Here is a 22,666-nt window from a genome sequence, read left to right as displayed (position 1 = left end):
GCCGCACCAACGCCCGCGCTCGCCAGGCGTTTGCCGACAAATGCTCCGGAAATTCGGCTTGCGATACACGAAGGGCACCGCGATGTCACGCGGTGCCCTTGATGCAATTCAAAGAAGCTTTTGAAGCGTCGTTACTTTTTGACGGCCGCCGCAACTTCCGCCGCGAAGTCCGACTGTTCCTTTTCGATGCCTTCGCCGAGGGCGAAGCGAACGAAACCGGTGATCTTGGCAGCAGCACCGATCTCCTTCTCGGCATCCTTGAGGGCCTTCTCGACAGTCAGGTCGGGGTTCATGACGAAGGCTTGCTTCAGGAGCACCACTTCCTCATAGAACTTGCGCATACGGCCTTCTATCATCTTCTCGATAACGTTTTCCGGCTTGCCCGACTGGCGGGCCTGGTCGGAGAAGATTGCCTTCTCACGCTCGACGGCTGCCGGATCGAGAGCATCGACATCCAGCGACAACGGGTTTGTGGCGGCCACATGCATGGCGACCTGGCGGGCAAAGGCCTTGGCGGCATTGGCATCGCCGGTTGTCTCGATGGCAACCAGAACACCGAGCTTGCCGAGATTGTCAGCAACCGAATTGTGCACATAGGTGGCAACCGCGCCGTGTTCGACGCCCAGCCGCGTCGAACGGCGGAAGCTCATGTTTTCGCCGATCGTGCCGACCGCATCCTTGATCGTGTCGGCAACCGACTTCTCACCATGCGGATATTTCGCTGCCGACGTCTTGGCATGGTCGCCGCCATGGGCCAGCGCGACCTTAGCCACGTTGCGCACGATCTCCTGGAAGGCATCGTTGCGGGCAACGAAATCAGTCTCGGAGTTGACTTCGACCACGACCGCTTCGCGAAGGCCAGCATCGACCCCGATCAGGCCTTCAGCCGCAGTACGGCTCGCCTTCTTATCGGCTTTCGAAATGCCCTTCTTGCGCAGCCAGTCGACCGCGGCATCCATGTCACCGTTGGTTTCGTTGAGGGCCGCCTTGCAGTCCATCATGCCCGCGCCGGTCAGTTCGCGGAGTTCTTTGACCTGTGCTGCCGTAATGCTCATTGTCGCCTCTTTGTTCGAAATGCGAGGGCGCACCATCGTTATCGATGATGCGCCAGTCGCCGGCGCTATAGCGCGCCAAGTCCAGGATTATTGTGAAGGCCATAAGGCCTTCGCGATCAGGCGGCCGGAGTTTCGCCTGCCGGGGTCTCATCGGCCGCGGGTTCGGCCGGAGCTTCGACCAGCACCGGTTCTACCGGAGTTTCGACAGAGGCACCGATATCCACGCCCAGCGAACCCTGCTGGCGGGCGATGCCGTCAAGTGCCGCCTTGGCGATGAGATCGCAATATAGCGAGATCGCGCGCTGAGCGTCGTCGTTGCCCGGGATCGGGAAATCGATCTTGTCCGGATCGCAGTTGGAATCGATGACTGCGACGACCGGAATGCCGAGACGCTTGGCTTCCAGGATGGCAATCGCTTCCTTGTTGGTGTCGATCACGAACATCAGGTCGGGCGTCGAGCCCATGTCCTTGATGCCGCCGAGTGCCTTGTCGAGCTTCTCGCGCTCGCGGTCGAGGTTCAGGCGCTCTTTCTTGGTGAAGCCCTGGGCCTCGCCGGCCAGCATCTCGTCCAGCTTGCGAAGGCGCGAAATCGAATTCGAAATCGTCTTCCAGTTGGTCAGCATGCCGCCGAGCCAGCGGGAATTGACGTAGTACTGGGCCGAACGCTGCGCCGCGTCGGCGACAATGTCGGACGCCTGACGCTTGGTGCCGACGAACAGCACGCGGCCGCCCTTGGCGACAGTGTCGGAAACCTGCTTCAGCGCCTGGTGCAGCAGCGGCACGGTCTGCGAGAGGTCGATGACGTGGATATTATTGCGGGCGCCGTAGATGTACGGGGCCATCTTCGGGTTCCAGCGGTGGGTCTGGTGGCCGAAGTGAACACCAGCTTCCAATAGCTGGCGCATGCTGAAATCTGGCAGAGCCATTCTTTCTTTCCTTTCCGGTTTGCCTCCACGGACAACGACGATTACGGGAATTTCCCGTCTCGCCACCGGCGGTCGCCTCCGGATTTCTCCCGGTCGGAAACCAAGTCCGTGTGTGGAATGAGCGCGCATATAGAGGGTACGGCTCACAAAAGCAAGCCAGGCAGGATTCGCGCTCTTCAATCCGGAAACCGCTACCTATTCGACCGCCGGCCAAACAACCCTACCCTGCTCGCAGTGGTACTCGCGCTGCCGATCATTTTACGCGAGCCCCAAAGCATCAGCCGCGAAACGGATTCGCATATATTTTCACGCCGCCCCTAGCATACAGATCAGCGTTGATCGTATCGAGCGCGGCTTGCATGCGCGAACGGACAAGGTCCAACGCCTGTTCGTCCGTCTGGTCAAACTCATGCGTGGCCAGTGGTTCCGGCACCCTGATATGCGCCGTGCGCGGCCCGGCAGGTTGCGGCACGAACAGATTGAGCGTGTCGCGCAGTCCGCTTTTCAGATAGTCGTTGCGGATGCGCTTGAGGTGTTCAGCGAGACCTTCCTGCGACACGGTTTCGCCGGCGAAGGCGAACTTGCCAAGTCGAAGATTGAGTTCCAGCATGCGGGTTGCCGCTCTCAACTTGGCTGTATCCGCGGACCCGGCATTGCCGGCCTCACGCAATCTCCGGCGCGCCGAGCGCAGCAACGAGGCGGGTTCGGCTGTCTCTACACCCAGCAGAGCGGCAAGCTCCGAGCAGAGCGCTGCGGCGAGGCTTCGTTTCCGTTCGGCGAAACTGGCGCCACCTGGAACGGCGATGCCGGTCGCCTGCTCGTCGCGGGTAAGCAAAATCTCGTAGAGCCTGTATACCCGCTGCGGTAACGGCATTCCGGCTGAAGGTGGCGCAATCTTCAGGCGGCGTTCGACATAGGCGCACTCCTTGTGCAACTCTCCTTCAACATCGCGGTCGAAGGTCAGCTTCCACACAACCGGCGCGATCCACACCTGCAGCGCCGGATTGGTCTGCCGTCCCCGCCGCAAGGCCTCACGCGCCATCTCGACCACACCGCTCATCAAAGGGCCGACGTAATCGCCGTGCCAACCGACCATACCTTCGGGATGCAGCAGAAGCCCGTGTCCCTTCAGCGCCCAGTCGATCGAATATTCGCGTGCAGGCGCGCTGTTCCCGGGAATCTGCGCGATCAGATTGTTGGCAAGCCAGAACTTCTGAGCCATCCGACCGAGCCCATTGACGACGCTGTGGGTCGCCCAGAAGGCAGCCTTCGGGGCAACCTGCGACGCCAGTTCCTTGTCGATCATCCAGTCGGTGAAGAACTCGGGATGGTTCGGGGTCAGAAACGTTGCCTTCCCTGCCCCGATCACCGACGCCAACCTGGTGCGGTCGGCTTCCGGGAAATCGAAATTGGGGATGTTGGCGATACCACGCAGTCCGGCGACGCGATTGAAGGGAAACAGATCGCGCAGTCCGGCGATACCCTTCAGCATCACCGTCCGGTTGACATGGGTCATCACGCCGATCAGCGGAAAGTTCGGCCTCGGAGCCACGAAAACGTCAAGTTCACCCACCCGTCGCCTCCCCTTGCGCACCACTCTATTGCGCCGAAACACAGGATGGCGAGAAATTAAGGCACAATCGCGAACAATGTTCACGACACGGTGAATCGCTTAAGATCTCGGAGCTGTTCGGGGCTTGTGAACCTTGCCGTTCGTGACGCGAACGCGGCGAAACACAGCAACGATCTGCTCGCGGGTGCACGGCACTGCGCCAAGCGCGATGGCGCGCTGCCGCTCGTAGGCAGTGATGTCGTAATGTGGCGCAGACGTTTTCGGCGGCCCCTGGTAGACTAGGCGATGGACGCCGAGGCGCGCTGCAAAACGGTGGAGTTCTTCGATATCGTCGGCGAGCAGATGGCACCAGCGCTTGCCGACCCATCTCCAGATAGCGTCGTCGACATAGACCGCCACGCCGGTCGCCAACCCTTTCAGCTTATTTGGTACAAGGCTTCGGCTTGTCGAAGAGCGACAGGTTGACCAGCTTTCCCTTCATGGAGAACTCGTTATAGTCCATCGTGAGGTCACGGGTCAGCCCGTTGTCATGCATCTTGAAGCTGATGCGATATTCGGGCAGTTCCTCGCCACCCTCTTGCGCCTCGTCGAAATAAGCGATGTCGACCGGCCAATAGGCATCCTTGTCGAGGCCTGCGAGTGCCGGCAGTTCGGGATCACTTTTCTCGGCGCTCTCCCGCTTGCCGATCACGACCGTCGTCGTCATCACCTTGTCGGCATCCTCGGACCCATCGAAGAGGTTGGTCTCATAGAAGTTCTCGCCCTTTTCGGCCTTTCCGATAAGCTCGATCATGTGCTGCGTCGGAAACTGTGTCGGACCGAGATCGACAACCTGTTCTTCCGGTTTTTCGATGTCGACGGTCAGGCCGGATGATTCGCGCGTCGCCATACCTTTGATTTCCTTGTCGAGATTCTGATCGACGAAGGATTTCGTAACGAAGGAGAATGTTTTTCCTTCACTATCCTCAAAGGTGGTCGTCTGCTGATCGGTCAGCCGGCTGGACTCGCCGGTATCGATGCGGGTCACGAAGCGGAAGGTGGTCGTATAACCCTCGCAGGCCGAGCCGTTGAATTCATAGACCATTCGGCCGGAGAGCCCGGTTATCCCGGAACGCTCGGTGGCCTTGTCCAGCGCCAGATCGTATACGGCGCGATGTGGCGCAAGAAGCGGCGCGGCTGCGGCTGGCAGGCCAGCGATTGTGGAAGAAGCAGCGAGGGCAAACAAGGCAAGGCGCGATGCGCGCATAAAACGACTCCACTCGGCGCGACCGTCCAATAGCCGCAATCAAAGAAGGCCTACATTAAAAAAAGTCGTGGCGGAAGCGAGGCAAAAATAGCACCTTCGGCGCCTCACGGATATCAACACCAGACAACAGGACGACTTGATGGCTGATACAATCGAAAACCGGCTCGCCGAACTTGGCGTTTCACTGCCGGCTGCTGCGGCACCCGCGGCGAACTACGTGCCGTTCATGCGCAGCGGAAGCCTCATCCTCACGGCGGGCCAGTTGCCGCTGAAGGACGGCAAGCTTGCCGTTTCCGGCTTGCTTGGTCGTGATGTCGATGTCGCCGCCGGCAAGGAAGCCGCAAAACTCTGCGCGATCAACATTCTTGCGCAGGCGAAGGCGGCTCTAGGCGACCTGGAGAAGATCGAGCGTATCGTGAAGATCACCGTCTTCGTAGCATCGTCGCCGGATTTTACCGAACAGCATCTCGTCGCCAACGGCGCGTCCGACTTCCTCGTCGCCGTGCTTGGCGAGCGCGGCAAGCATGCGCGTTCGGCCGTCGGTACCGCTTCACTGCCGCTCAACGCCGCTGTAGAAATCGAAGCCATCATTGAAACCGCATAAACGCCAGCCACGAGACAACCCATGAGCGATATTTCCTGGCTGACCAAGCGCCCGGTGGCGCATCGCGGCTTCCACGACCTCAACAACAAGCGGTGGGAAAACACGCTGCCTGCCTTCGAGGCCGCAGCACAACGCGGCTATGCCATTGAATGCGACGTGCACCTGACCAGCGACGGCGTGCCTGTGATCTTCCATGACCACGGGCTGCAGCGGCTTACCGGCACGCAAGGCGACATCTGGCAACGGACCGCCGTCGAGATCGCGGCGCTAAGGATTGGCGGCACCAGCGACCATCCCCCTACCCTCCGGGAAATGCTCGATCTGGTCGATGGCCGGGTGCCCTTGGTAGTGGAATTGAAAGGCATTCCTGGACACGATAACGGGCTTGTCGAGCGTGTCTGCGAGATGCTGCGCGCCTATGACGGCACGGCGGCGATCATGTCCTTCGACCACTGGCTGATCCGTCAATTTCCGGCGCATGCCAAGGATATCCCGGCCGGGCTGACCGCCTGCGGCTCCCTCACCCACGAACTGGAACAGCATTTCTCGATGCTCGGACACGATATTTCCTTTGTGTCCTACGGTGTTTTCGACCTGCCGAACCGTTTCATCACCTTTGTTCGCGAAAAACTCGAAATGCCTGTGATTTCATGGACGGTGCGCGACCAGGCCGATGTCACCAAGACCTTCGCACATGTCGACCAGATGACCTTCGAAGGCTTCGAACCGGATTCGGCGCTGGTATCGTGACGTCGCGGCCGTGTGGCCTTGCACCGGCAGATAGGCAACGTATCTAAGGTCCATGACGAAAAACGGCGACGGCGGTGATGGGAAAGCGGATGGCGACTACGCCATCCGCGCCGCCGCCAGTATCGGCGCCTTCACCGAAGATGAGTGGGCTAGTCTTGCCGGCACCACAAGAGGCGATGAAGAAAACGGCTATAACCCGTTCATTTCATATGACTTTTTGAAGATTCTCGAAGAGTCCGGCTGCGCTGTTGGCCGCTCGGGATGGCAAGGCCATCATTTGCGACTCGAAACGCCGGACGGTTCCCTGCTCGGCGCCGTGCCCTGCTACGCAAAGTCGAACAGCCAGGGCGAGTATGTTTTCGATCACGGCTGGGCCGATGCTTTCGAACGCGCTGGCGGCCGTTATTATCCAAAACTGCAGATCTCTGTACCATTCACGCCGGTGACCGGCCCTCGCCTTCTGGTGCGCCGCCAAGGGGTCGACCCGGACGTGGTAAGGACCGCGCTCGCCGCGGGACTGAAAGCTGTGACCGACAAGCTCGGCGTCTCCTCCGCCCACGTCACCTTCGCCCGACAGTCCGATGTCGAGGCTCTCGAACAGGCAGGCTTCCTGCATCGCACCGATCAGCAATTCCACTTCTTCAACGACGGCTACACGAGCTATGACGACTTTCTCGCCACGCTGGCATCGCGCAAGCGCAAGGCTCTGAAGAAGGAACGGCGCGAGGCGCTGAGCGGCGGCATCTCGATCGACTGGCTGACTGGCAGCGACCTGACCGAGCGGGTTTGGGACGATTTTTTCGCCTTCTACATGGACACCGGCGGCCGCAAATGGGGTCGCCCGTATCTCAACCGCCGCTTCTTCTCGCTGATCGGCGAGCGCATGCGCGATGATGTCCTCTTGGTGATGGCCAAGCGAGCCGGCCGCTACATCGCCGGCGCCATCAACTTCATCGGCTCGGATGCACTCTACGGACGCAACTGGGGTTGTATCGAGGACCATCCCTTCCTGCATTTCGAGGTCTGCTACCATCAGGCCATCGACTTTGCCATCGACAGGAAGCTGAAGGTAGTCGAGGCCGGCGCGCAGGGAGAGCACAAGCTTGCGCGCGGCTACATGCCGGTGACCATGCATTCGGCACATTATATCGCCCATGCCGGCCTCAGAAATGCGGTGGCCGACTACCTCAAGCGCGAGCGGCGCGAAGTCGCCCATGTCGGCGAATATCTCGGCGAACACGGCCCCTTCCGCAAAGGCCCGCTGCAAGCCGAGGAATGACGCCTCCTCAAGGTTGACGCCGGGCGGATCGGCGCGGGAATATGCCCGACGACGCATCCGATGAGGAACAGATGACGACTCCCCCCTACGACGACACCAACATCTTCGCAAAAATCCTGCGCGGCGAGTTGCCATCGCACAAGATCTACGAGGACGCCGACACCTTCGCCTTCATGGACATCATGCCGCGCGGCGACGGCCATTGTCTGGTCATTCCGAAAAAGCCATCGCGCAACATCCTCGACGTCGACCCGGACAGCCTCACGACTTTAATGCACACAACGCAAAAGCTGGCGCGCGCGGTGATGAAGGCGTTTTCCGCAGATGGTGTTACCGTCCAACAGTTCAATGAGCAGGCTGGCGGCCAAGTGGTTTTCCACCTGCATGTCCATATCATTCCGCGTTTCGAAGGGATCACCCTGAGGCCGCATACCGGGCAGATGGAAAAGCCGGAAATTCTCGCGGCGAACGCCGCAAAGATCAGCGCGGCTCTTAACTGACACCGCACGCGTATTGATGCCGGCCCCGATTAGTAAAATAGCAACCGCGCACAGCTAAAACTCCGCAAGGAGCTTGGAGCGCAATGCAGTATACGATCGGCACCCTGGGATCGTCCGGTATCGTCCAGCCGGTTGGCCGTATTCGCGCTTTGGCCGCGATAGCCGCGGCATCGCTCCTTCGCCACCGTTATATAATTGCGCTTGCCTTGATTTCCCTGGCCATAGCGTTCGCAGTTGGCTCATTCACTGGCAATCTGCCGGATTTCCGCGTGGTGCGGAGTTATGCCTTCAACCTTTCCGTGGCTTTCTGGGTCGGCGGCTGCAGCTATGCCGTTTTCCGCTTGTTCTGGTTGGCCATTGTCGACCGCAATCCATCACCGTCACGTGAGTTTTTTTCTTCATTCAGACGGTTTTTCAGCAACCCGGAACGGTTGTCGAACGGCTTCAACGGCATCGTCGCGATCATGATCTTCACGTCGGCGTTTTCGGTACTCAAGGGGGCAATCAGCATCCTCAAGCCGTTTTCTTGGGATCCCGCGCTGGCGGAAATCGACCGGATTTTGCATTTCGGCTGGATGCCGCACGAGTGGCTGTGGTGGCTGCTCGACATTCCCGCCGCAGTTTTCGCGTTGAACTTCGCCTACAATTTCTGGTTCATCGCGCTGATATCGACTGTTTTCACCGCTGCTATCACATACCGGGATACCCTGCTGCGCCATCAATTCCTTATCAGCTTCATGCTGGTCTGGCTCATTGGCGGGTTCTTTGTCGCGATCGGTTTCTCGTCGGCGGGACCATGTTATTTCGAACGCATCGGCGCCGGCAGCACTTACCAGCCGCTGATGGAGGCACTGACGCGGGCCAACGAAACATATCCGATCTGGGCTTTGTCGACGCAGGACATGCTCTGGGATGGGTTTACCGGCAAATCAGGCGGCAGCATGGGCATCTCGGCATTTCCGTCGATGCACGTAGCCTCGGCGGTTCTTTTTGCTCTCTATGCGACGCGGCGTTCGAAATACGCCGGCATCATCATGTGGGGCTTCGCGGCAATCATTATGCTCGGTTCGGTCGTTCTTGCCTGGCACTACGCGATCGACGGTTACGCCGGTGCCCTGTTCGCCGTCGCGATCTGGAAAGTGACGGGCAGCGTGCTTTCAACCTCGCGCGCGCATGGCCTGGAATACGCCTGAAGCAGAGGCGCCAACGCAATCAGCTGCCTCTAAAATACAAACGAAAAAAGTTCCGGCACTTGTCACAATATGCCACGCTATGTCGTCATCGATATGAGGAAAACAAATAGCGAAAGGAATGACAATGTCCCGTATCGTCCCCTACACCGCAGCGCCGGAAGCGATCGCGGCGATGACGGCCCTTGAGAATTACGTGAAGGATTGCGGTCTCGAGCACAGCCTTATCCACTTGGTGAAGACACGCGCTTCACAGATCAATGGCTGCGCATTCTGCATGTTCATGCACACGACGGACGCCCGCGCCGCCGGCGAAAGTGATGCCCGGCTCCACCTGCTCAATGCCTGGCATGAATCGACCCTCTACACGCCACGCGAGCGCGCGGCACTCGCCTGGACCGAATCCTTGACGCTGATTTCGCAGACACACGCTCCCGACGCGGACTATGAACTTGCCGCAAGCGAGTTCACGCCGGAAGAACTGGTCAAACTCACCTTGCTGATCGGCGTCATCAACACCTGGAACCGTATCTCCATCGGCTTCCGCAGCGTTCATCCCGGCGAGAAAAAGCTGTTGGCCGCCGCCTGATAGGGCTAGCTCGTTTCAGAAAAAAACCGCCCGGATGGGGCACATCCCGGGCGGTCGAACACGGCATGAGGTCGATGACCTATATCCGCTGATATTAATAAACAGCAGCTGTGTGACTCACGTGTGAAACGGCGCCCAGGCTAACCCACTCGCAAGCAAAGAAAAAAGCCGCCGGCAACGACCGGCGGCTTTTTTCTTCGAGACTGTCGACGCCTTACTGGGCGGCGTTCGACATGTCGGCCAGCATCGGATCGGCGACTTCCACGCCGGACGCCTTGCGGCGCTCGTCGAGGATCAGTTCGTCGCGTGCCGTGGCGATGCGCCGGATCTGACTCATCGTGCCGCCGGTACCCGCCGGGATCAGGCGGCCGACGATGACGTTCTCCTTGAGGCCTTGCAGCATGTCGGTCTTGCCGGCAACCGCAGCTTCCGTGAGCACCCGGGTCGTCTCCTGGAAGGAGGCGGCCGAGATAAACGACGGGGTCTGCAGCGACGCCTTGGTGATGCCGAGCAGCACAGGCTGGCCTTCGGCCGGCTTCTTGCCGTCCTCAACCAGGCGCTCGTTGACCTCCTCCAGTTCGATCACGTCGACGTGGTCGCCCGGAATGTAGGTCGAGTCGCCCTGCACCGTGATCTCGACCTTCTGCAGCATCTGGCGAACGATCACCTCGATGTGCTTGTCGTTGATCAGAACGCCCTGCAACCGGTAGACTTCCTGGATCTCGTTGACGAGGTAGGAAGCCAGAGCCTCCACGCCCTTGATCGCCAGGATGTCGTGCGGCGCCGGATTACCGTCGAGGATGTAGTCGCCCTTCTCGATGGCGTCGCCGTCCTGCAGATGGAACGGCTTGCCCTTCGGGATCAGGTACTCGACCGGTTCGACCTGCTCGTCATGCGGCTCGATGATGATGCGACGCTTGTTCTTGTAGTCGCGACCGAAGCGGATCGTGCCATCGATCTCGGCGATGATGGCGTGGTCCTTCGGACGACGTGCTTCGAAGAGTTCGGCAACACGCGGCAGACCGCCGGTGATGTCCTTCGTCTTCGCGCTTTCCATCGGGATACGCGCCAGCACGTCGCCGGGCTTCACATGAGCGCCCGGCTCGACCGAAAGGATGGCCTCAACCGAAAGCTGGAAGCGGGCATCGCCGCCCTTGGCCAGCTTGCCGAGTTTGCCTTTGGCATCGTGGATCGTGATCGCCGGCTTGAGGTCCGAACCGCGCGGCGTCGAACGCCAGTCGATGACCTCGCGCTTGGTGATACCGGTCGACTCGTCGGCGGTTTCCTGAACGGAAATGCCATCGACCAGATCCTCGAACGTCACGGTACCTTCGATTTCGGTCATCATCGGACGCGTATACGGATCCCACTCGGCAACGCGCTGGCCGCGCTTCACCTTGTCGCCGTCGTCGACAAAGATCCGCGAACCGTAGGTGACGCGGTGCGTCGCACGTTCCTTGCCGGCCTCGTCGAGGATGAGGATCGCCATGTTGCGGCCCATAACCACGAGATTGCCGTCCGAGTTGCGCACAACGTTGCGGTTGCGGATCTCGACCTTGCCCTCATACGAGGCTTCCAGGAACGACGAGTCGACGACCTGCGCCGTGCCGCCCATGTGGAAGGTACGCATGGTGAGCTGGGTGCCCGGCTCGCCGATCGACTGCGCTGCAATGACGCCAACCGCTTCGCCCTGGTTGACAGGGGTACCACGTGCCAGGTCGCGACCGTAGCAGACCGCGCAAACGCCAGTCCTGACCTCGCAGGTCAGCGCTGAACGGATACGGATCGACTGCACGCCTGCCTTCTCGATCTGCTCTACATCGCGTTCGTCCATCAACGTGCCGGCCTTGACGAGCAGTTCGCCCGAGACCGGATGGTTGATGTCGTCCAGCGCCGTGCGTCCAAGCACGCGCTGGCCGAGCGAAGCAACAACCTGGCCTGCATCGACGATCGGCTGCATGGTGAGGCCCTTGTCGGTGCCACAGTCGATCGCATTGACGATGCAGTCCTGAGCCACGTCGACAAGACGCCGCGTCAGGTAACCCGAGTTCGCCGTCTTCAAGGCGGTATCGGCCAGGCCCTTGCGAGCGCCGTGGGTCGAGTTGAAGTACTCGAGCACGGTCAGGCCTTCCTTGAAGTTCGAGATGATCGGCGTCTCGATGATCTCGCCCGAAGGCTTGGCCATCAGGCCGCGCATGCCGGCAAGCTGGCGCATCTGGGTCGGAGACCCGCGGGCGCCAGAGTGCGACATCATGTAGATCGAGTTCATGGGCTTCTGGCGGCCGCTATCCTCGAACTCGACCGCCTTGATGCGAGCCATCATCTCGTCGGCGACCTTTTCCGAGCACTTGGCCCAGGCGTCGACAACCTTGTTGTACTTCTCACCCTGAGTGATCAGGCCGTCATTGTACTGCTGCTCGTATTCCTTGGCCAAAGCCTCCGTGTCGGTCACCAGCTTGAGCTTGGAATCCGGGATCAGCATGTCGTCCTTGCCGAAGGAGATGCCGGCACGGCAGGCATGCGCGAAGCCGAGCGCCATGATGCGGTCGCAGAAGATGACCGTCTCTTTCTGACCGCAGTGGCGGTAGACGGTGTCGATCATCTTGGAGATGTTCTTCTTGGTCATCTCCTGGTTGGCAGTCTCAAACGGCACATTGACGTTCTTCGGCAGCAACTCACCGATGATCATGCGGCCGGGCGTCGTGTCGTAGATTTTCGACTCCAGCTTTCCTTCCGCATTGAGGGTCTTGAAGCGACCCTTGATCTTGGCGTGCAGCGTGACAGCCTTGGTCTCCAGCGCGTGCTGGAGTTCGCCCATGTCGGCGAACACCATGCCCTGGCCCGGCTCGTTCTCGTTGACGATCGAGAGGTAGTAGAGACCGAGAACCATGTCCTGCGACGGCACGATGATCGGCGCACCGGAAGCCGGGTGCAGGATGTTGTTGGTCGACATCATCAGCACGCGGGCTTCGAGCTGCGCTTCCAGCGACAGCGGCACGTGGACCGCCATCTGGTCACCGTCGAAGTCGGCGTTGAAGGCGGTGCAGACCAACGGGTGAAGCTGGATTGCCTTGCCTTCGATCAGGATCGGCTCGAACGCCTGGATGCCGAGGCGGTGCAGCGTCGGCGCGCGGTTGAGCAGCACCGGATGCTCGCGGATCACCTCGTCGAGAATATCCCAGACTTCCGGCTTTTCCTTTTCGACGAGCTTCTTCGCCTGCTTGACGGTCGAGGAATAACCCTTGGCGTCGAGGCGGGCGTAGATGAAGGGCTTGAACAGTTCGAGCGCCATCTTCTTCGGCAGGCCGCACTGGTGCAGCTTCAGTTCCGGGCCGGTCACGATGACCGAGCGGCCGGAATAGTCGACGCGCTTGCCGAGCAGATTCTGACGGAACCGGCCCTGCTTGCCCTTCAGCATGTCGGACAGCGACTTCAGCGGACGCTTGTTGGCGCCGGTGATGACGCGGCCGCGGCGGCCGTTGTCGAACAGTGCGTCGACGGCCTCCTGAAGCATGCGCTTCTCGTTGCGGATGATGATGCCCGGCGCGCGCAACTCGATCAGCCGCTTGAGGCGGTTGTTGCGGTTGATGACGCGGCGGTAGAGATCGTTGAGGTCGGACGTCGCGAAGCGGCCGCCGTCCAGCGGCACCAGCGGACGCAGGTCCGGCGGGATGACCGGGACGATCTTCATGATCATCCATTCCGGGCGGTTTCCGGATTCCATGAAGTTCTCGACGACCTTGAGCCGCTTCAGAAGCTTCTTCTGCTTGAGTTCGGACGTGGTCGAGGCGAGATCGGAGCGCAGGTCGCCGGCGATCTTCTCGAGGTCCATGCCCGCGAGCAGATCGTGGATGGCTTCAGCACCGATCATGGCGGTGAAGCTATCCTCGCCGAACTCGTCGACGGCAATGCCGTATTCCTCTTCCGAGAGGAGCTGGTTTTCCTTGAGCGAAGTCAGGCCTGGCTCGGTGACGATGTAGTTCTCGAAGTAGAGAACCCGCTCGATATCCTTGAGCGTCATGTCGAGCAGCGTGCCGATGCGCGACGGCAGCGACTTCAGGAACCAGATGTGCGCCACCGGAGCAGCGAGCTCGATGTGGCCCATGCGCTCGCGGCGAACGCGCGACAGCGTGACTTCGACGCCGCACTTCTCGCAGATGACGCCCTTGTACTTCATGCGCTTGTACTTGCCGCACAGGCACTCGTAGTCCTTGATCGGACCAAAGATGCGCGCGCAGAACAGCCCGTCACGCTCCGGCTTGAAGGTGCGGTAGTTGATCGTTTCCGGCTTTTTGATCTCACCGAACGACCAGGACAGGATCTTGTCAGGGCTGGCGAGCGAGATCCGGATGGAATCGAACACCTGCGCAGGCGCCTGCGGGTTGAAGAGATTCATGACCTCTTGGTTCATGCCGTTCTCCTTTGCGGGGCTGGGACGGCCCCTTTTCGAACATTCAAGGGCGTTGCCACCCTTCGGTGATCCGGCGCCCGCAGCGCCTGAGCGCGCAACTTTCCGGATCCATTAGCCGGCCGCATCAACGGCCGTAAATTTGTCAGGCAGCGCCGCGAGAGTTTTTCGACCTTCGCGGCGCTGCCGTTTCCTTACTCGGCAGCGTCGGGCAGACGGTGCGGAGTTTCGTCGATCTTGGTGTTCTCCAGTTCGACGTTGAGACCAAGTGAGCGCATTTCCTTGACGAGAACGTTGAAGCTCTCGGGGATGCCCGCTTCGAAGGTGTCGTCGCCACGGACGATCGCTTCGTAGACCTTGGTGCGGCCGGCGACGTCGTCCGACTTCACCGTCAGCATCTCCTGCAACGTGTAGGCGGCGCCGTAGGCTTCGAGTGCCCAGACCTCCATCTCGCCGAAGCGCTGGCCGCCGAACTGCGCCTTGCCGCCCAGCGGCTGCTGGGTAACGAGCGAGTACGGTCCGATCGAACGCGCGTGGATCTTGTCGTCCACCAGATGGTGCAACTTGAGCATATATATATAGCCCATCGTCACTTTGCGATCGAACGGCTCGCCGGTGCGGCCGTCATAGAGCTGCGACTGGCCGCTCGTATGGAGACCGGCCTCGGTCAGCATCTCGTTGATGTCGACCTCGTGCGCCCCGTCGAACACCGGCGTGGCGATCGAAACGCCGCGCCGCATCTGTTCGCCAAGCCGCACGACGCTCTCGTCATCATACTGGCGGACCGGCTCGTTGCGGTCGTTGGCCGGGATCAGTTCCTCGATCGTCGCCCGCAGCGGCTTGATGTCTCCAGCCGCCTTGTACGCGTCGATCAGTTCGCCGATTTTCCTACCCATGCCGGCGCAAGCCCAGCCAAGGTGCGTTTCCAGAATCTGGCCGACATTCATGCGCGACGGCACACCCAGCGGGTTGAGCACGATGTCGGCATGCGTACCGTCCTCGAGGAACGGCATGTCCTCGACCGGAACGATCTTGGAGACGACGCCCTTGTTGCCGTGACGGCCTGCCATCTTGTCGCCGGGCTGCATCTTGCGCTTCACGGCGACGAATACCTTGACCATCTTCATGACGCCGGGCGGCATCTCGTCGCCGCGCTGCACCTTCTCGACCTTGTCCATGAAGCGCTGCTCGAGCGCCTTCTTGGAATCGTCGTACTGGCCGCGCAACGCCTCGAGCTCACTCTGCAGCTTCTCGTTCTCGACGGCGAACTGCCACCACTGCGAGCGCGGGTACTCCTCGAAGACTTCCTTCGAGAGCTTGCTACCCTTCTTGAAGCCCTTCGGCCCGGCAATCGCCTCCTTGCCGGTCAGCGTATCGCTGAGTCGGCTGTAGACATTGCGGTCGAGGATCGCCTGCTCGTCGTCGCGGTCCTTGGCAAGACGCTCGATCTCCTCGCGCTCGATGGCCATGGCGCGTTCGTCCTTCTCCACGCCGTGGCGGTTGAAGACGCGCACTTCGACGACGGTGCCGAAAGTCCCGGGCGGCATGCGCATGGAGGTGTCGCGCACATCCGAGGCCTTTTCGCCGAAGATGGCGCGCAGAAGCTTTTCTTCCGGCGTCATCGGGCTTTCGCCCTTCGGCGTGATCTTGCCGACCAGGATGTCGCCTGGCTGAACTTCGGCGCCGATATAGACGATGCCGGCTTCGTCGAGGTTCTTCAGCGCTTCTTCCGAAACGTTCGGAATGTCGCGGGTGATTTCCTCAGGCCCGAGCTTGGTATCGCGCGCCATGACTTCGAACTCCTCGATATGGATCGAGGTGAAGACGTCGTCGGCGACGATCCGCTCGGAAAGCAGGATCGAATCCTCGTAGTTATAGCCATTCCACGGCATGAACGCGACAAGCACGTTGCGGCCGAGCGCCAGATCGCCGAGGTCAGTCGACGGACCATCCGCGATTATGTCGCCCTTGTTGACCTTATCGCCCATCCGCACTAACGGGCGCTGGTTGATACAGGTGTTCTGGTTCGAACGCTGGAACTTCATCAGCCGGTAGATGTCGACGCCGGACTTGCCCGGGTCGAGGTCTTCCGTCGCGCGGATAACAATACGCGTCGCATCGACCTGGTCGACGATACCGCCGCGGCGTGCGCCGATGGCGGCGCCCGAGTCGCGGGCGACGATCGGCTCCATGCCCGTGCCGACAAACGGCGCTTCGGCTCGTACCAGAGGCACGGCCTGACGCTGCATGTTGGAGCCCATCAGGGCGCGGTTGGCGTCGTCGTTCTCGAGGAACGGGATCAGCGCTGCCGCGACAGACACCATCTGCTTCGGCGACACGTCCATCAGGTCGACGTTCTCGCGCGGCGCCATCATAACTTCGCCGGCGTGGCGGCAGATCACGAATTCGTCGGTGAAGCTGCCGTTCTTGTCGAGTTCCGCGTTCGCCTGGGCGACATAGTGCTTCGCCTCTTCCATCGCCGAAAGATAGACGACGTCCATGGTGACCTTGCCGTCGACGATCTTGCGGTACGGGCTCTCGATGAAGCCGTACTTGTTGACACGCGCGAAGGTCGCCAGCGAGTTGATCAGGCCGATGTTCGGGCCTTCCGGCGTCTCGATCGGGCAGATGCGGCCGTAATGCGTGACGTGAACGTCGCGCACTTCGAAGCCAGCGCGCTCGCGGGTCAGACCACCAGGTCCAAGCGCCGAGAGACGACGCTTGTGGGTGATCTCCGACAGCGGGTTGGTCTGGTCCATGAACTGCGACAGCTGCGAGGAACCGAAGAACTCGCGCACGGCGGCAGCCGCCGGCTTGGCGTTGATCAGATCCTGCGGCATCACAGTGTCGATCTCGATCGAGGACATGCGCTCCTTGATCGCGCGCTCCATGCGGAGCAGACCGACGCGGTACTGGTTCTCCATCAATTCGCCGACCGAACGCACACGGCGGTTGCCGAGATTGTCGATGTCGTCGATTTCGCCCTTACCGTCGCGCAGCTCGACCAGCGTCTTGACCACGGCAAGGATGTCCTCCTTGCGCAGCACGCGCACGGTGTCCTCGGCGTCGAGTTCGAGACGCATGTTCATCTTGACGCGGCCGACAGCCGAAAGGTCGTAGCGTTCGCTGTCGAAGAACAGCGAATTGAACATGGCTTCGGCGGTGTCGATGGTCGGCGGCTCGCCCGGACGCATGACGCGGTAGATGTCGAACAGCGAATCTTGGCGGCTCTCGTTCTTGTCCACGGCAAGCGTGTTGCGGATGTAGGCGCCTACATTGACATGATCGATGTCGAGGATCTGGATGTCCTCCTCACCGGCTGCCATCAGCACTTTGAGGGTCTTTTCGTCGATCTCGTCACCGGCCTCGAGGAAGATCTCGCCGGTGGCATAGTTGACGATATCCTCGGCAAGATAGTTGCCGAGCAGATCCTCTTCGGTTGCCTTGATCGCCTTGAGGCCCTTTTCAGCGAGCTGCTTGGCCTGGCGTGCAGTGATTTTCTTACCGGCCTCGACGACGACTTCACCCGTGTCCGCGTCGATCAGGTCGCCGACAGCCTTGAGGCCGCGGAAACGGTCGACATTGAACGGAATGCGCCAATGATCCTTCGAACGCTTGTAGGTGATCTTGTTGTAGAAGGTCGACAGGATCTCTTCGCCGTCCATGCCGAGCGCCATCAGCAGCGACGTCACCGGAATCTTGCGGCGGCGATCGATGCGGGCGTGCACGACGTCCTTGGAATCGAACTCGATGTCGAGCCAGGAGCCGCGATACGGGATGACCCGCGCCGCGAACAGAAGCTTGCCCGACGAATGCGACTTGCCCTTGTCATGGTCGAAGAAGACGCCCGGTGACCGGTGCATCTGCGAAACGATCACGCGCTCGGTGCCGTTGATGATGAAGGTGCCATTGGACGTCATGAGCGGCATATCGCCCATGTAGACGTCCTGCTCCTTGATGTCCTTGATCGACTTGGCGCCAGTATCTTCGTCCAGATCAAACACGATCAGGCGAAGCGTCACCTTGAGCGGCGCCGCATAGGTCAGGTCACGCTGGCGACATTCATCGACGTCGAACTTCGGCGCTTCGAATTCATACTTCACAAATTCCAGCATCGAGGTGCCGGAAAAGTCCTGGATCGGGAAGACTGACTTGAAAACGGCCTGCAGTCCCTCGTCCGGCCGGCCGCCCTTGGGCTCGTCCACCATCAGGAACTGATCATAGGATGCTTTCTGAACCTCGATGAGGTTCGGCATCTCCGCAACTTCCGGAATCTTTCCGAAGAACTTGCGTACGCGTCTGCGGCCATTGAAAGTCTGGGTCTGGGCCATCGTCGCTCCTTGGCTAGCTTCTTGGGGCGGCCTCGCACTGCTCGCCTTGCAATTTCGTGACCGCCACCGCAGGCGATCCCTCTTTCAGTTTTCCGCCGCCTCTCGGCGGTCGGCTAAAACGGTTGAAAACCCGTTTCCTGAAGGCCGTTTCCGGCCCTCAGGAAAGAGGTTCTCGAACACAACTCGAACCGCGGTAACGGCGGACGGAACACCCGCCCGCCGGAACACGCGAAAAGCTTACTTCAGCTCGACCTTGGCGCCGGCAGCTTCCAGCTGCGCCTTGAACTTGTCGGCGTCGGCTTTCGACACGGCTTCCTTGACCGGCTTCGGAGCGGCCTCGACCAGGTCCTTGGCTTCCTTGAGGCCAAGACCCGTGATGGCGCGCACTTCCTTGATCACGTTGATCTTCTGGGCGCCGGCATCGGTGAGAACCACGTCGAATTCGGTCTTCTCTTCAGCCGGAGCAGCAGCAGCGGCACCACCGCCGGCAGCGGCAACCGCCACCGGAGCAGCGGCGGAAACGCCCCACTTCTCTTCCAGGAGCTTCGAGAGCTCGGCCGCCTCGAGGACGGTCAGCTTCGAAAGGTCGTCTACGATCTTTGACAGATCAGCCATTTTCACATTCCTTCAAAAGTTCGAACAAGTGTTGGTGACAGCGAGGAACGGCCTCATGCCGCCTCGTCCTTCCGGGCGTAAGCGCCGATGACGCGCGCGACCGAAGCCGCGGGTGCATTGACGATCTGGGCGATCCGGGTTGCCGGCGTGGCGATCATGCCAACCAGCCTGGCGCGCAGCTCGTCCAGCGACGGGAGCGTGGCGAGAGCCTTCACCCCATCGGCGTTGAGCGAGGTCGTGCCCATCGCGCCACCGAGAATGACAAGCCTGTCATTCCCCTTGGCGAAATCGGACGCCACCTTCGGCGCCGCAATCGGATCCTCCGAATAGGCGATCAGCGTCTGTCCCTTGAACAGATCGATGATGCTTTCGGATTCCGTGCCCTGAAGAGCGATTTTGGCGAGACGGTTCTTCGCGACTTTGACGGTGCCACCGGCTGCGCGCATCTTCGACCGAAGGTCGTTCATTTGCGCAACGGTGATACCGGCGTAGTGGGCCACGACGACTGAACCTGCATTCGAGAACGCATCGTTCAGGCCCGTGACGAGTTCGCGTTTTTCCGCTCTGTCCACTGCCTATCTCCAGTTGACCGCTTCCCATTCGCGGGTCACGGTCTGGTTGCCTTTTGCCGGGCGGGCTATCCAGTAACTGGATCTCCCGAACGACGCTCGAGGATCCTGCCCCCTTTCGCCACACCGGAAATCCGGTGCGCAGACAAAAGGCAAACACGGTTCGAACCTTTCATTGGAGCTCATGTGCTCCTTTGTCGGGTCTTCACCCGTCTCATGCAGGCCCAAATTGATTAAGGCCGGGCCGCCTGCAATCTCGGACAGGATGTCCGGAAACCCTTTCGGGCTTCCGGAATCCGAACCCCTTACAGGGTCCAGAATTCTTCGCCGCACCGAACGCCAGGCGTTCGCCGCGGAATTTCAGGTTACGACAGCGCGAGCGTCGCGACGTCGATCTTGAGGCCGGGACCCATCGTCGTGGTGACCGACACCTTCTTGACGTAGTTGCCCTTGGCGCCTGTCGGCTTGGCCTTGATCACCGCATCGGCGAAGGCGCGGACGTTCTCTTCGATCGCCTTGGCGTCGAAGGAAGCCTTGCCGACGCCGGCATGGATGATGCCAGCCTTCTCGACGCGGAACTCGACGGCACCGCCTTTCGACGCCTTCACGGCGGCGGCGACATCCATGGTCACGGTGCCGACGCGCGGGTTCGGCATCAGGCCACGCGGGCCGAGCACCTTACCGAGGCGACCGACCAGGCCCATCATGTCCGGCGTCGCGATGCAGCGGTCGAAATCGATGGTTCCACCCTGCACGGTCTGCACCAACTCTTCCGCACCGACGATGTCGGCACCGGCAGCCTTGGCTTCCTCGGCCTTATCGCCGCGCGCGAACACAGCGACGCGGACGGTACGGCCCGTGCCGTTCGGCAGGTTGACCACGCCGCGGACCATCTGGTCGGCATGGCGCGGATCGACACCGAGGTTCATCGCGACTTCGACGGTCTCGTCGAACTTCGCCGTCGCACGGTCCTTGAGCAGCTTGATCGCCTCACCGAGGCCGTAGGCCTTGTTCGGGTCGATGCCGTCGCGGGACTTGGCTACACGCTTTGCAATCTTTGCCATGATCTCAGCCCACCACTTCCAGGCCCATCGAACGGGCGGAACCCTCGACCATGCGCATCGCCGCCTCGACGTCGTTTGCGTTGAGGTCCTTCATCTTGGCTTCGGCGATGGCGCGCACCTTGTCGCGGGCGATCGTGCCGGCCTTCACCTTGCCCGGCTCCTTGGAGCCCGACTTCAGGTTGGCGGCCTTCTTCAGGAAGTAGCTCACCGGCGGCGTCTTCATGACGAAGGTGAACGACTTGTCCTGGTAGTAGGTGATGACCACCGGGATCGGCGAACCCTTTTCCATTTCCTGCGACTGCGCGTTGAACGCCTTGCAGAATTCCATGATGTTGATGCCACGCTGACCAAGCGCAGGGCCGATCGGGGGCGACGGTGTCGCCGAACCCGCGGAAACCTGGAGCTTGAGCTGGCCTGCAATTTTCTTAGCCATCTCGTCTGCCTCTTTTCATGCCGGCCATGCCGGCGGTTGCAGTTCGGTGGTGCGGATCGGACAACCGGCTAAGCCGCCCTCGCCTCCCACCAATTCGACGAAGCTTGCTTCGTCAGCTCCGCGTCGCCGGCGAACCGGCGGCGGGATCGTCTGGTCAGCCCTTTTCGACCTGACCGAATTCCAGGTCGACCGGTACGGCACGACCGAAGATCGACACTTCCACCTTGAGCCGCGCCCGCTCCTCGTCGACTTCCTGAACGAAGCCGTTGAACGATGCGAACGGACCGTCCGACACCCTGACCTGCTCGCCGATCTCGAAAGTGACCGACGGTTTTGGCCGCTCGACACCTTCCTGCACCTGATGCAGGATCTGGTCGGCCTCCTTGTCGGAGATCGGCACCGGCTTCGAATCGCCAAGGAATCCAGTAACTTTCGGCGTGTTCTTCACGAGGCTGAACACTGCGTCGGTCAGGTTTGCCTTCAGGAGGACGTAGCCCGGGAAAAATTTGCGCTCGGCGTCGACCTTGCGGCCGCGGCGGATTTCGACCACTTTCTCCGTCGGAACGACGATCTGCTCGATCTGCGAACTCAGGCCCTTCTGCTTGGCCTTGTTCTCGATATCCTCGGCGACCTTCTTCTCGAAATTCGAATAAGCGTGGACGATGTACCACCGCGCAGTCATCAGATGTTCTCTCCTAGTCGCCGATTCTATCGCCCGATGCCGAGGATCAGCTCGACCCCGTACGCCATCAGCTGGTCGGCGGTGAAAAAGAAAATCGCCGCGATGAAGGCAAAGGCCAGAACCATGACTGTCGAGATCATCGTCTCGCGCCGCGATGGCCAGGTAACCTTCGCGGTCTCAGACCTCACCTGCTGAAGAAAGGTGAAGGGATTGGTGGTCTTTGACGCCATTTGCCGCTCTTTTTCGAAGTCTCGTAGACCGAAACTTCTTGTTATGCCCGCCGCCGGGGATTTGGATTACGCCTGGAGACCCGTCGCCCGAATCGGCGCCAATGCTCCAGACATGCAATTCGGGCGCGTAAAGCTGGCTATCCAGCTCCACGCACCGCGTGTCTGTTATCGCCTACATAAAACCGATTCCCCGGCAGCGCAAGTGCCGTTGACCCGTTTTGTGTTTAGACGCCGGCCCGGAACCATCCAATCGTCCCGGTACCGCCTATATATTTTGGCCGCTCGCTGGCGGGTATGGCAGGGGCAGCAGGGCTTGAACCCGCGACCTGCGGTTTTGGAGACCGCCGCTCTACCAACTGAGCTATACCCCTACTCGCGGCGCATCAACTGCGCGGCAGGCGCTTCCTAAGGATTTCCGGCGCATCTGTAAAGAGCGCTCGAAACCTCGGACCGACAGAAAGGGCAGCCCTGAGGCTGCCCTTTTCATTTCTCGAAGGTCGCGCTTACTCTTTGATGCTTGCGACGATGCCGGCGCCGACGGTACGGCCGCCTTCACGGATGGCGAAGCGCAGCTTCTCTTCCATGGCGATCGGCACGATCAGTTCGACATCGACCGTGATGT

The 22,666-nt window shown here is 60.7% G+C and carries 19 protein-coding genes, 1 tRNA gene and 1 pseudogene; 6 read left to right on the top strand and 15 right to left on the bottom strand.

What is annotated here, in order from left to right; translation table 11 throughout:
- Nucleotides 1-131: 131 nt before the first annotated feature.
- The 5 genes from tsf to OHD58_RS15140 all read right to left on the bottom strand — a co-directional run bounded on the left by tsf (nucleotide 132) and on the right by OHD58_RS15140 (nucleotide 4,800).
- The gene (gene tsf, locus OHD58_RS15160; protein WP_263804257.1) at nucleotides 132-1,055 is read right to left on the bottom strand and encodes a translation elongation factor Ts; all 924 of its coding nucleotides are present in this window, start codon (nucleotides 1,053-1,055) and stop codon (nucleotides 132-134) included.
- Between the two features lie 116 nt (nucleotides 1,056-1,171).
- Nucleotides 1,172-1,981: a 30S ribosomal protein S2 gene (gene rpsB / locus OHD58_RS15155; RefSeq protein ID WP_263804256.1), complete on the bottom strand. Its 810-nt coding sequence runs from the start codon at nucleotides 1,979-1,981 to the stop codon at nucleotides 1,172-1,174.
- Nucleotides 1,982-2,258: 277 nt separating this feature from the next.
- Nucleotides 2,259-3,554, bottom strand: a complete 1,296-nt coding sequence (locus OHD58_RS15150) for a hypothetical protein (protein ID WP_263804255.1) — start codon at nucleotides 3,552-3,554, stop codon at nucleotides 2,259-2,261.
- 99 nt (nucleotides 3,555-3,653) lie between these two features.
- On the bottom strand, nucleotides 3,654-3,953 hold the full coding sequence (locus OHD58_RS15145) for a DUF4031 domain-containing protein (protein ID WP_263804254.1): 300 nt from the start codon (nucleotides 3,951-3,953) through the stop codon (nucleotides 3,654-3,656).
- A 22-nt stretch (nucleotides 3,954-3,975) separates the two neighbouring features.
- Nucleotides 3,976-4,800, bottom strand: coding sequence for a cell envelope integrity EipB family protein (locus tag OHD58_RS15140; protein ID WP_263804253.1), 825 nt, complete (start codon nucleotides 4,798-4,800; stop codon nucleotides 3,976-3,978).
- A 139-nt stretch (nucleotides 4,801-4,939) separates the two neighbouring features.
- On the opposite strand from OHD58_RS15140, the gene OHD58_RS15135 reads away from it, so the two are divergent.
- The 6 genes from OHD58_RS15135 to OHD58_RS15110 all read left to right on the top strand — a co-directional run bounded on the left by OHD58_RS15135 (nucleotide 4,940) and on the right by OHD58_RS15110 (nucleotide 9,712).
- Complete coding sequence (locus tag OHD58_RS15135; RefSeq protein WP_263804252.1) at nucleotides 4,940-5,404, top strand: RidA family protein; 465 nt, start codon at nucleotides 4,940-4,942, stop codon at nucleotides 5,402-5,404.
- A gap of 21 nt (nucleotides 5,405-5,425) precedes the next feature.
- Nucleotides 5,426-6,154 (top strand): glycerophosphodiester phosphodiesterase, encoded by a 729-nt coding sequence (locus tag OHD58_RS15130; protein ID WP_263804251.1) that lies wholly within the window; start codon nucleotides 5,426-5,428, stop codon nucleotides 6,152-6,154.
- A gap of 52 nt (nucleotides 6,155-6,206) precedes the next feature.
- The gene (locus tag OHD58_RS15125; protein ID WP_263804250.1) at nucleotides 6,207-7,433 is read left to right on the top strand and encodes a GNAT family N-acetyltransferase; all 1,227 of its coding nucleotides are present in this window, start codon (nucleotides 6,207-6,209) and stop codon (nucleotides 7,431-7,433) included.
- A 71-nt stretch (nucleotides 7,434-7,504) separates the two neighbouring features.
- Nucleotides 7,505-7,933 (top strand): HIT family protein, encoded by a 429-nt coding sequence (locus tag OHD58_RS15120; RefSeq protein WP_263804249.1) that lies wholly within the window; start codon nucleotides 7,505-7,507, stop codon nucleotides 7,931-7,933.
- Nucleotides 7,934-8,016: 83 nt separating this feature from the next.
- Complete coding sequence (locus OHD58_RS15115; protein ID WP_263804248.1) at nucleotides 8,017-9,126, top strand: phosphatase PAP2 family protein; 1,110 nt, start codon at nucleotides 8,017-8,019, stop codon at nucleotides 9,124-9,126.
- A gap of 118 nt (nucleotides 9,127-9,244) precedes the next feature.
- Complete coding sequence (locus OHD58_RS15110) at nucleotides 9,245-9,712, top strand: carboxymuconolactone decarboxylase family protein (protein ID WP_263804247.1); 468 nt, start codon at nucleotides 9,245-9,247, stop codon at nucleotides 9,710-9,712.
- A 214-nt stretch (nucleotides 9,713-9,926) separates the two neighbouring features.
- Here the strand turns inward: OHD58_RS15110 and rpoC are convergent, their stop codons facing one another.
- The 10 genes and pseudogenes from rpoC to tuf all read right to left on the bottom strand — a co-directional run.
- The gene (rpoC, locus tag OHD58_RS15105; RefSeq protein WP_263804246.1) at nucleotides 9,927-14,123 is read right to left on the bottom strand and encodes a DNA-directed RNA polymerase subunit beta'; all 4,197 of its coding nucleotides are present in this window, start codon (nucleotides 14,121-14,123) and stop codon (nucleotides 9,927-9,929) included.
- Between the two features lie 191 nt (nucleotides 14,124-14,314).
- Nucleotides 14,315-18,451, bottom strand: coding sequence for a DNA-directed RNA polymerase subunit beta (rpoB, locus tag OHD58_RS15100; protein WP_263804245.1), 4,137 nt, complete (start codon nucleotides 18,449-18,451; stop codon nucleotides 14,315-14,317).
- A gap of 237 nt (nucleotides 18,452-18,688) precedes the next feature.
- A complete protein-coding gene (gene rplL / locus OHD58_RS15095) occupies nucleotides 18,689-19,066 on the bottom strand; it encodes a 50S ribosomal protein L7/L12 (RefSeq protein ID WP_263804244.1) in 378 nt (125 codons plus the stop codon).
- A 53-nt stretch (nucleotides 19,067-19,119) separates the two neighbouring features.
- Nucleotides 19,120-19,638 (bottom strand): 50S ribosomal protein L10, encoded by a 519-nt coding sequence (gene rplJ / locus OHD58_RS15090; RefSeq protein WP_263804243.1) that lies wholly within the window; start codon nucleotides 19,636-19,638, stop codon nucleotides 19,120-19,122.
- A gap of 362 nt (nucleotides 19,639-20,000) precedes the next feature.
- Nucleotides 20,001-20,699, bottom strand: a complete 699-nt coding sequence (rplA, locus tag OHD58_RS15085; RefSeq protein WP_263804242.1) for a 50S ribosomal protein L1 — start codon at nucleotides 20,697-20,699, stop codon at nucleotides 20,001-20,003.
- Nucleotides 20,700-20,703: 4 nt separating this feature from the next.
- Nucleotides 20,704-21,132, bottom strand: a complete 429-nt coding sequence (gene rplK, locus OHD58_RS15080; protein ID WP_263804241.1) for a 50S ribosomal protein L11 — start codon at nucleotides 21,130-21,132, stop codon at nucleotides 20,704-20,706.
- Nucleotides 21,133-21,286: 154 nt separating this feature from the next.
- A complete protein-coding gene (nusG, locus tag OHD58_RS15075; RefSeq protein ID WP_263804240.1) occupies nucleotides 21,287-21,814 on the bottom strand; it encodes a transcription termination/antitermination protein NusG in 528 nt (175 codons plus the stop codon).
- A gap of 26 nt (nucleotides 21,815-21,840) precedes the next feature.
- Nucleotides 21,841-22,044, bottom strand: a complete 204-nt coding sequence (gene secE, locus OHD58_RS15070) for a preprotein translocase subunit SecE (protein WP_263804239.1) — start codon at nucleotides 22,042-22,044, stop codon at nucleotides 21,841-21,843.
- Between the two features lie 295 nt (nucleotides 22,045-22,339).
- Nucleotides 22,340-22,415: transfer RNA gene (locus tag OHD58_RS15065), tRNA-Trp, on the bottom strand.
- 132 nt (nucleotides 22,416-22,547) lie between these two features.
- A pseudogene (gene tuf, locus OHD58_RS15060) lies at nucleotides 22,548-22,666 on the bottom strand (elongation factor Tu); the annotation flags it as partial.

The sequence above is a fragment of the Mesorhizobium sp. ZC-5 genome (assembly GCF_025753855.1).
In the GTDB taxonomy this organism is placed as follows: Bacteria; Pseudomonadota; Alphaproteobacteria; order Rhizobiales; family Rhizobiaceae; genus Neomesorhizobium.
This window is presented reverse-complemented; position numbering and strand designations above follow the sequence as displayed.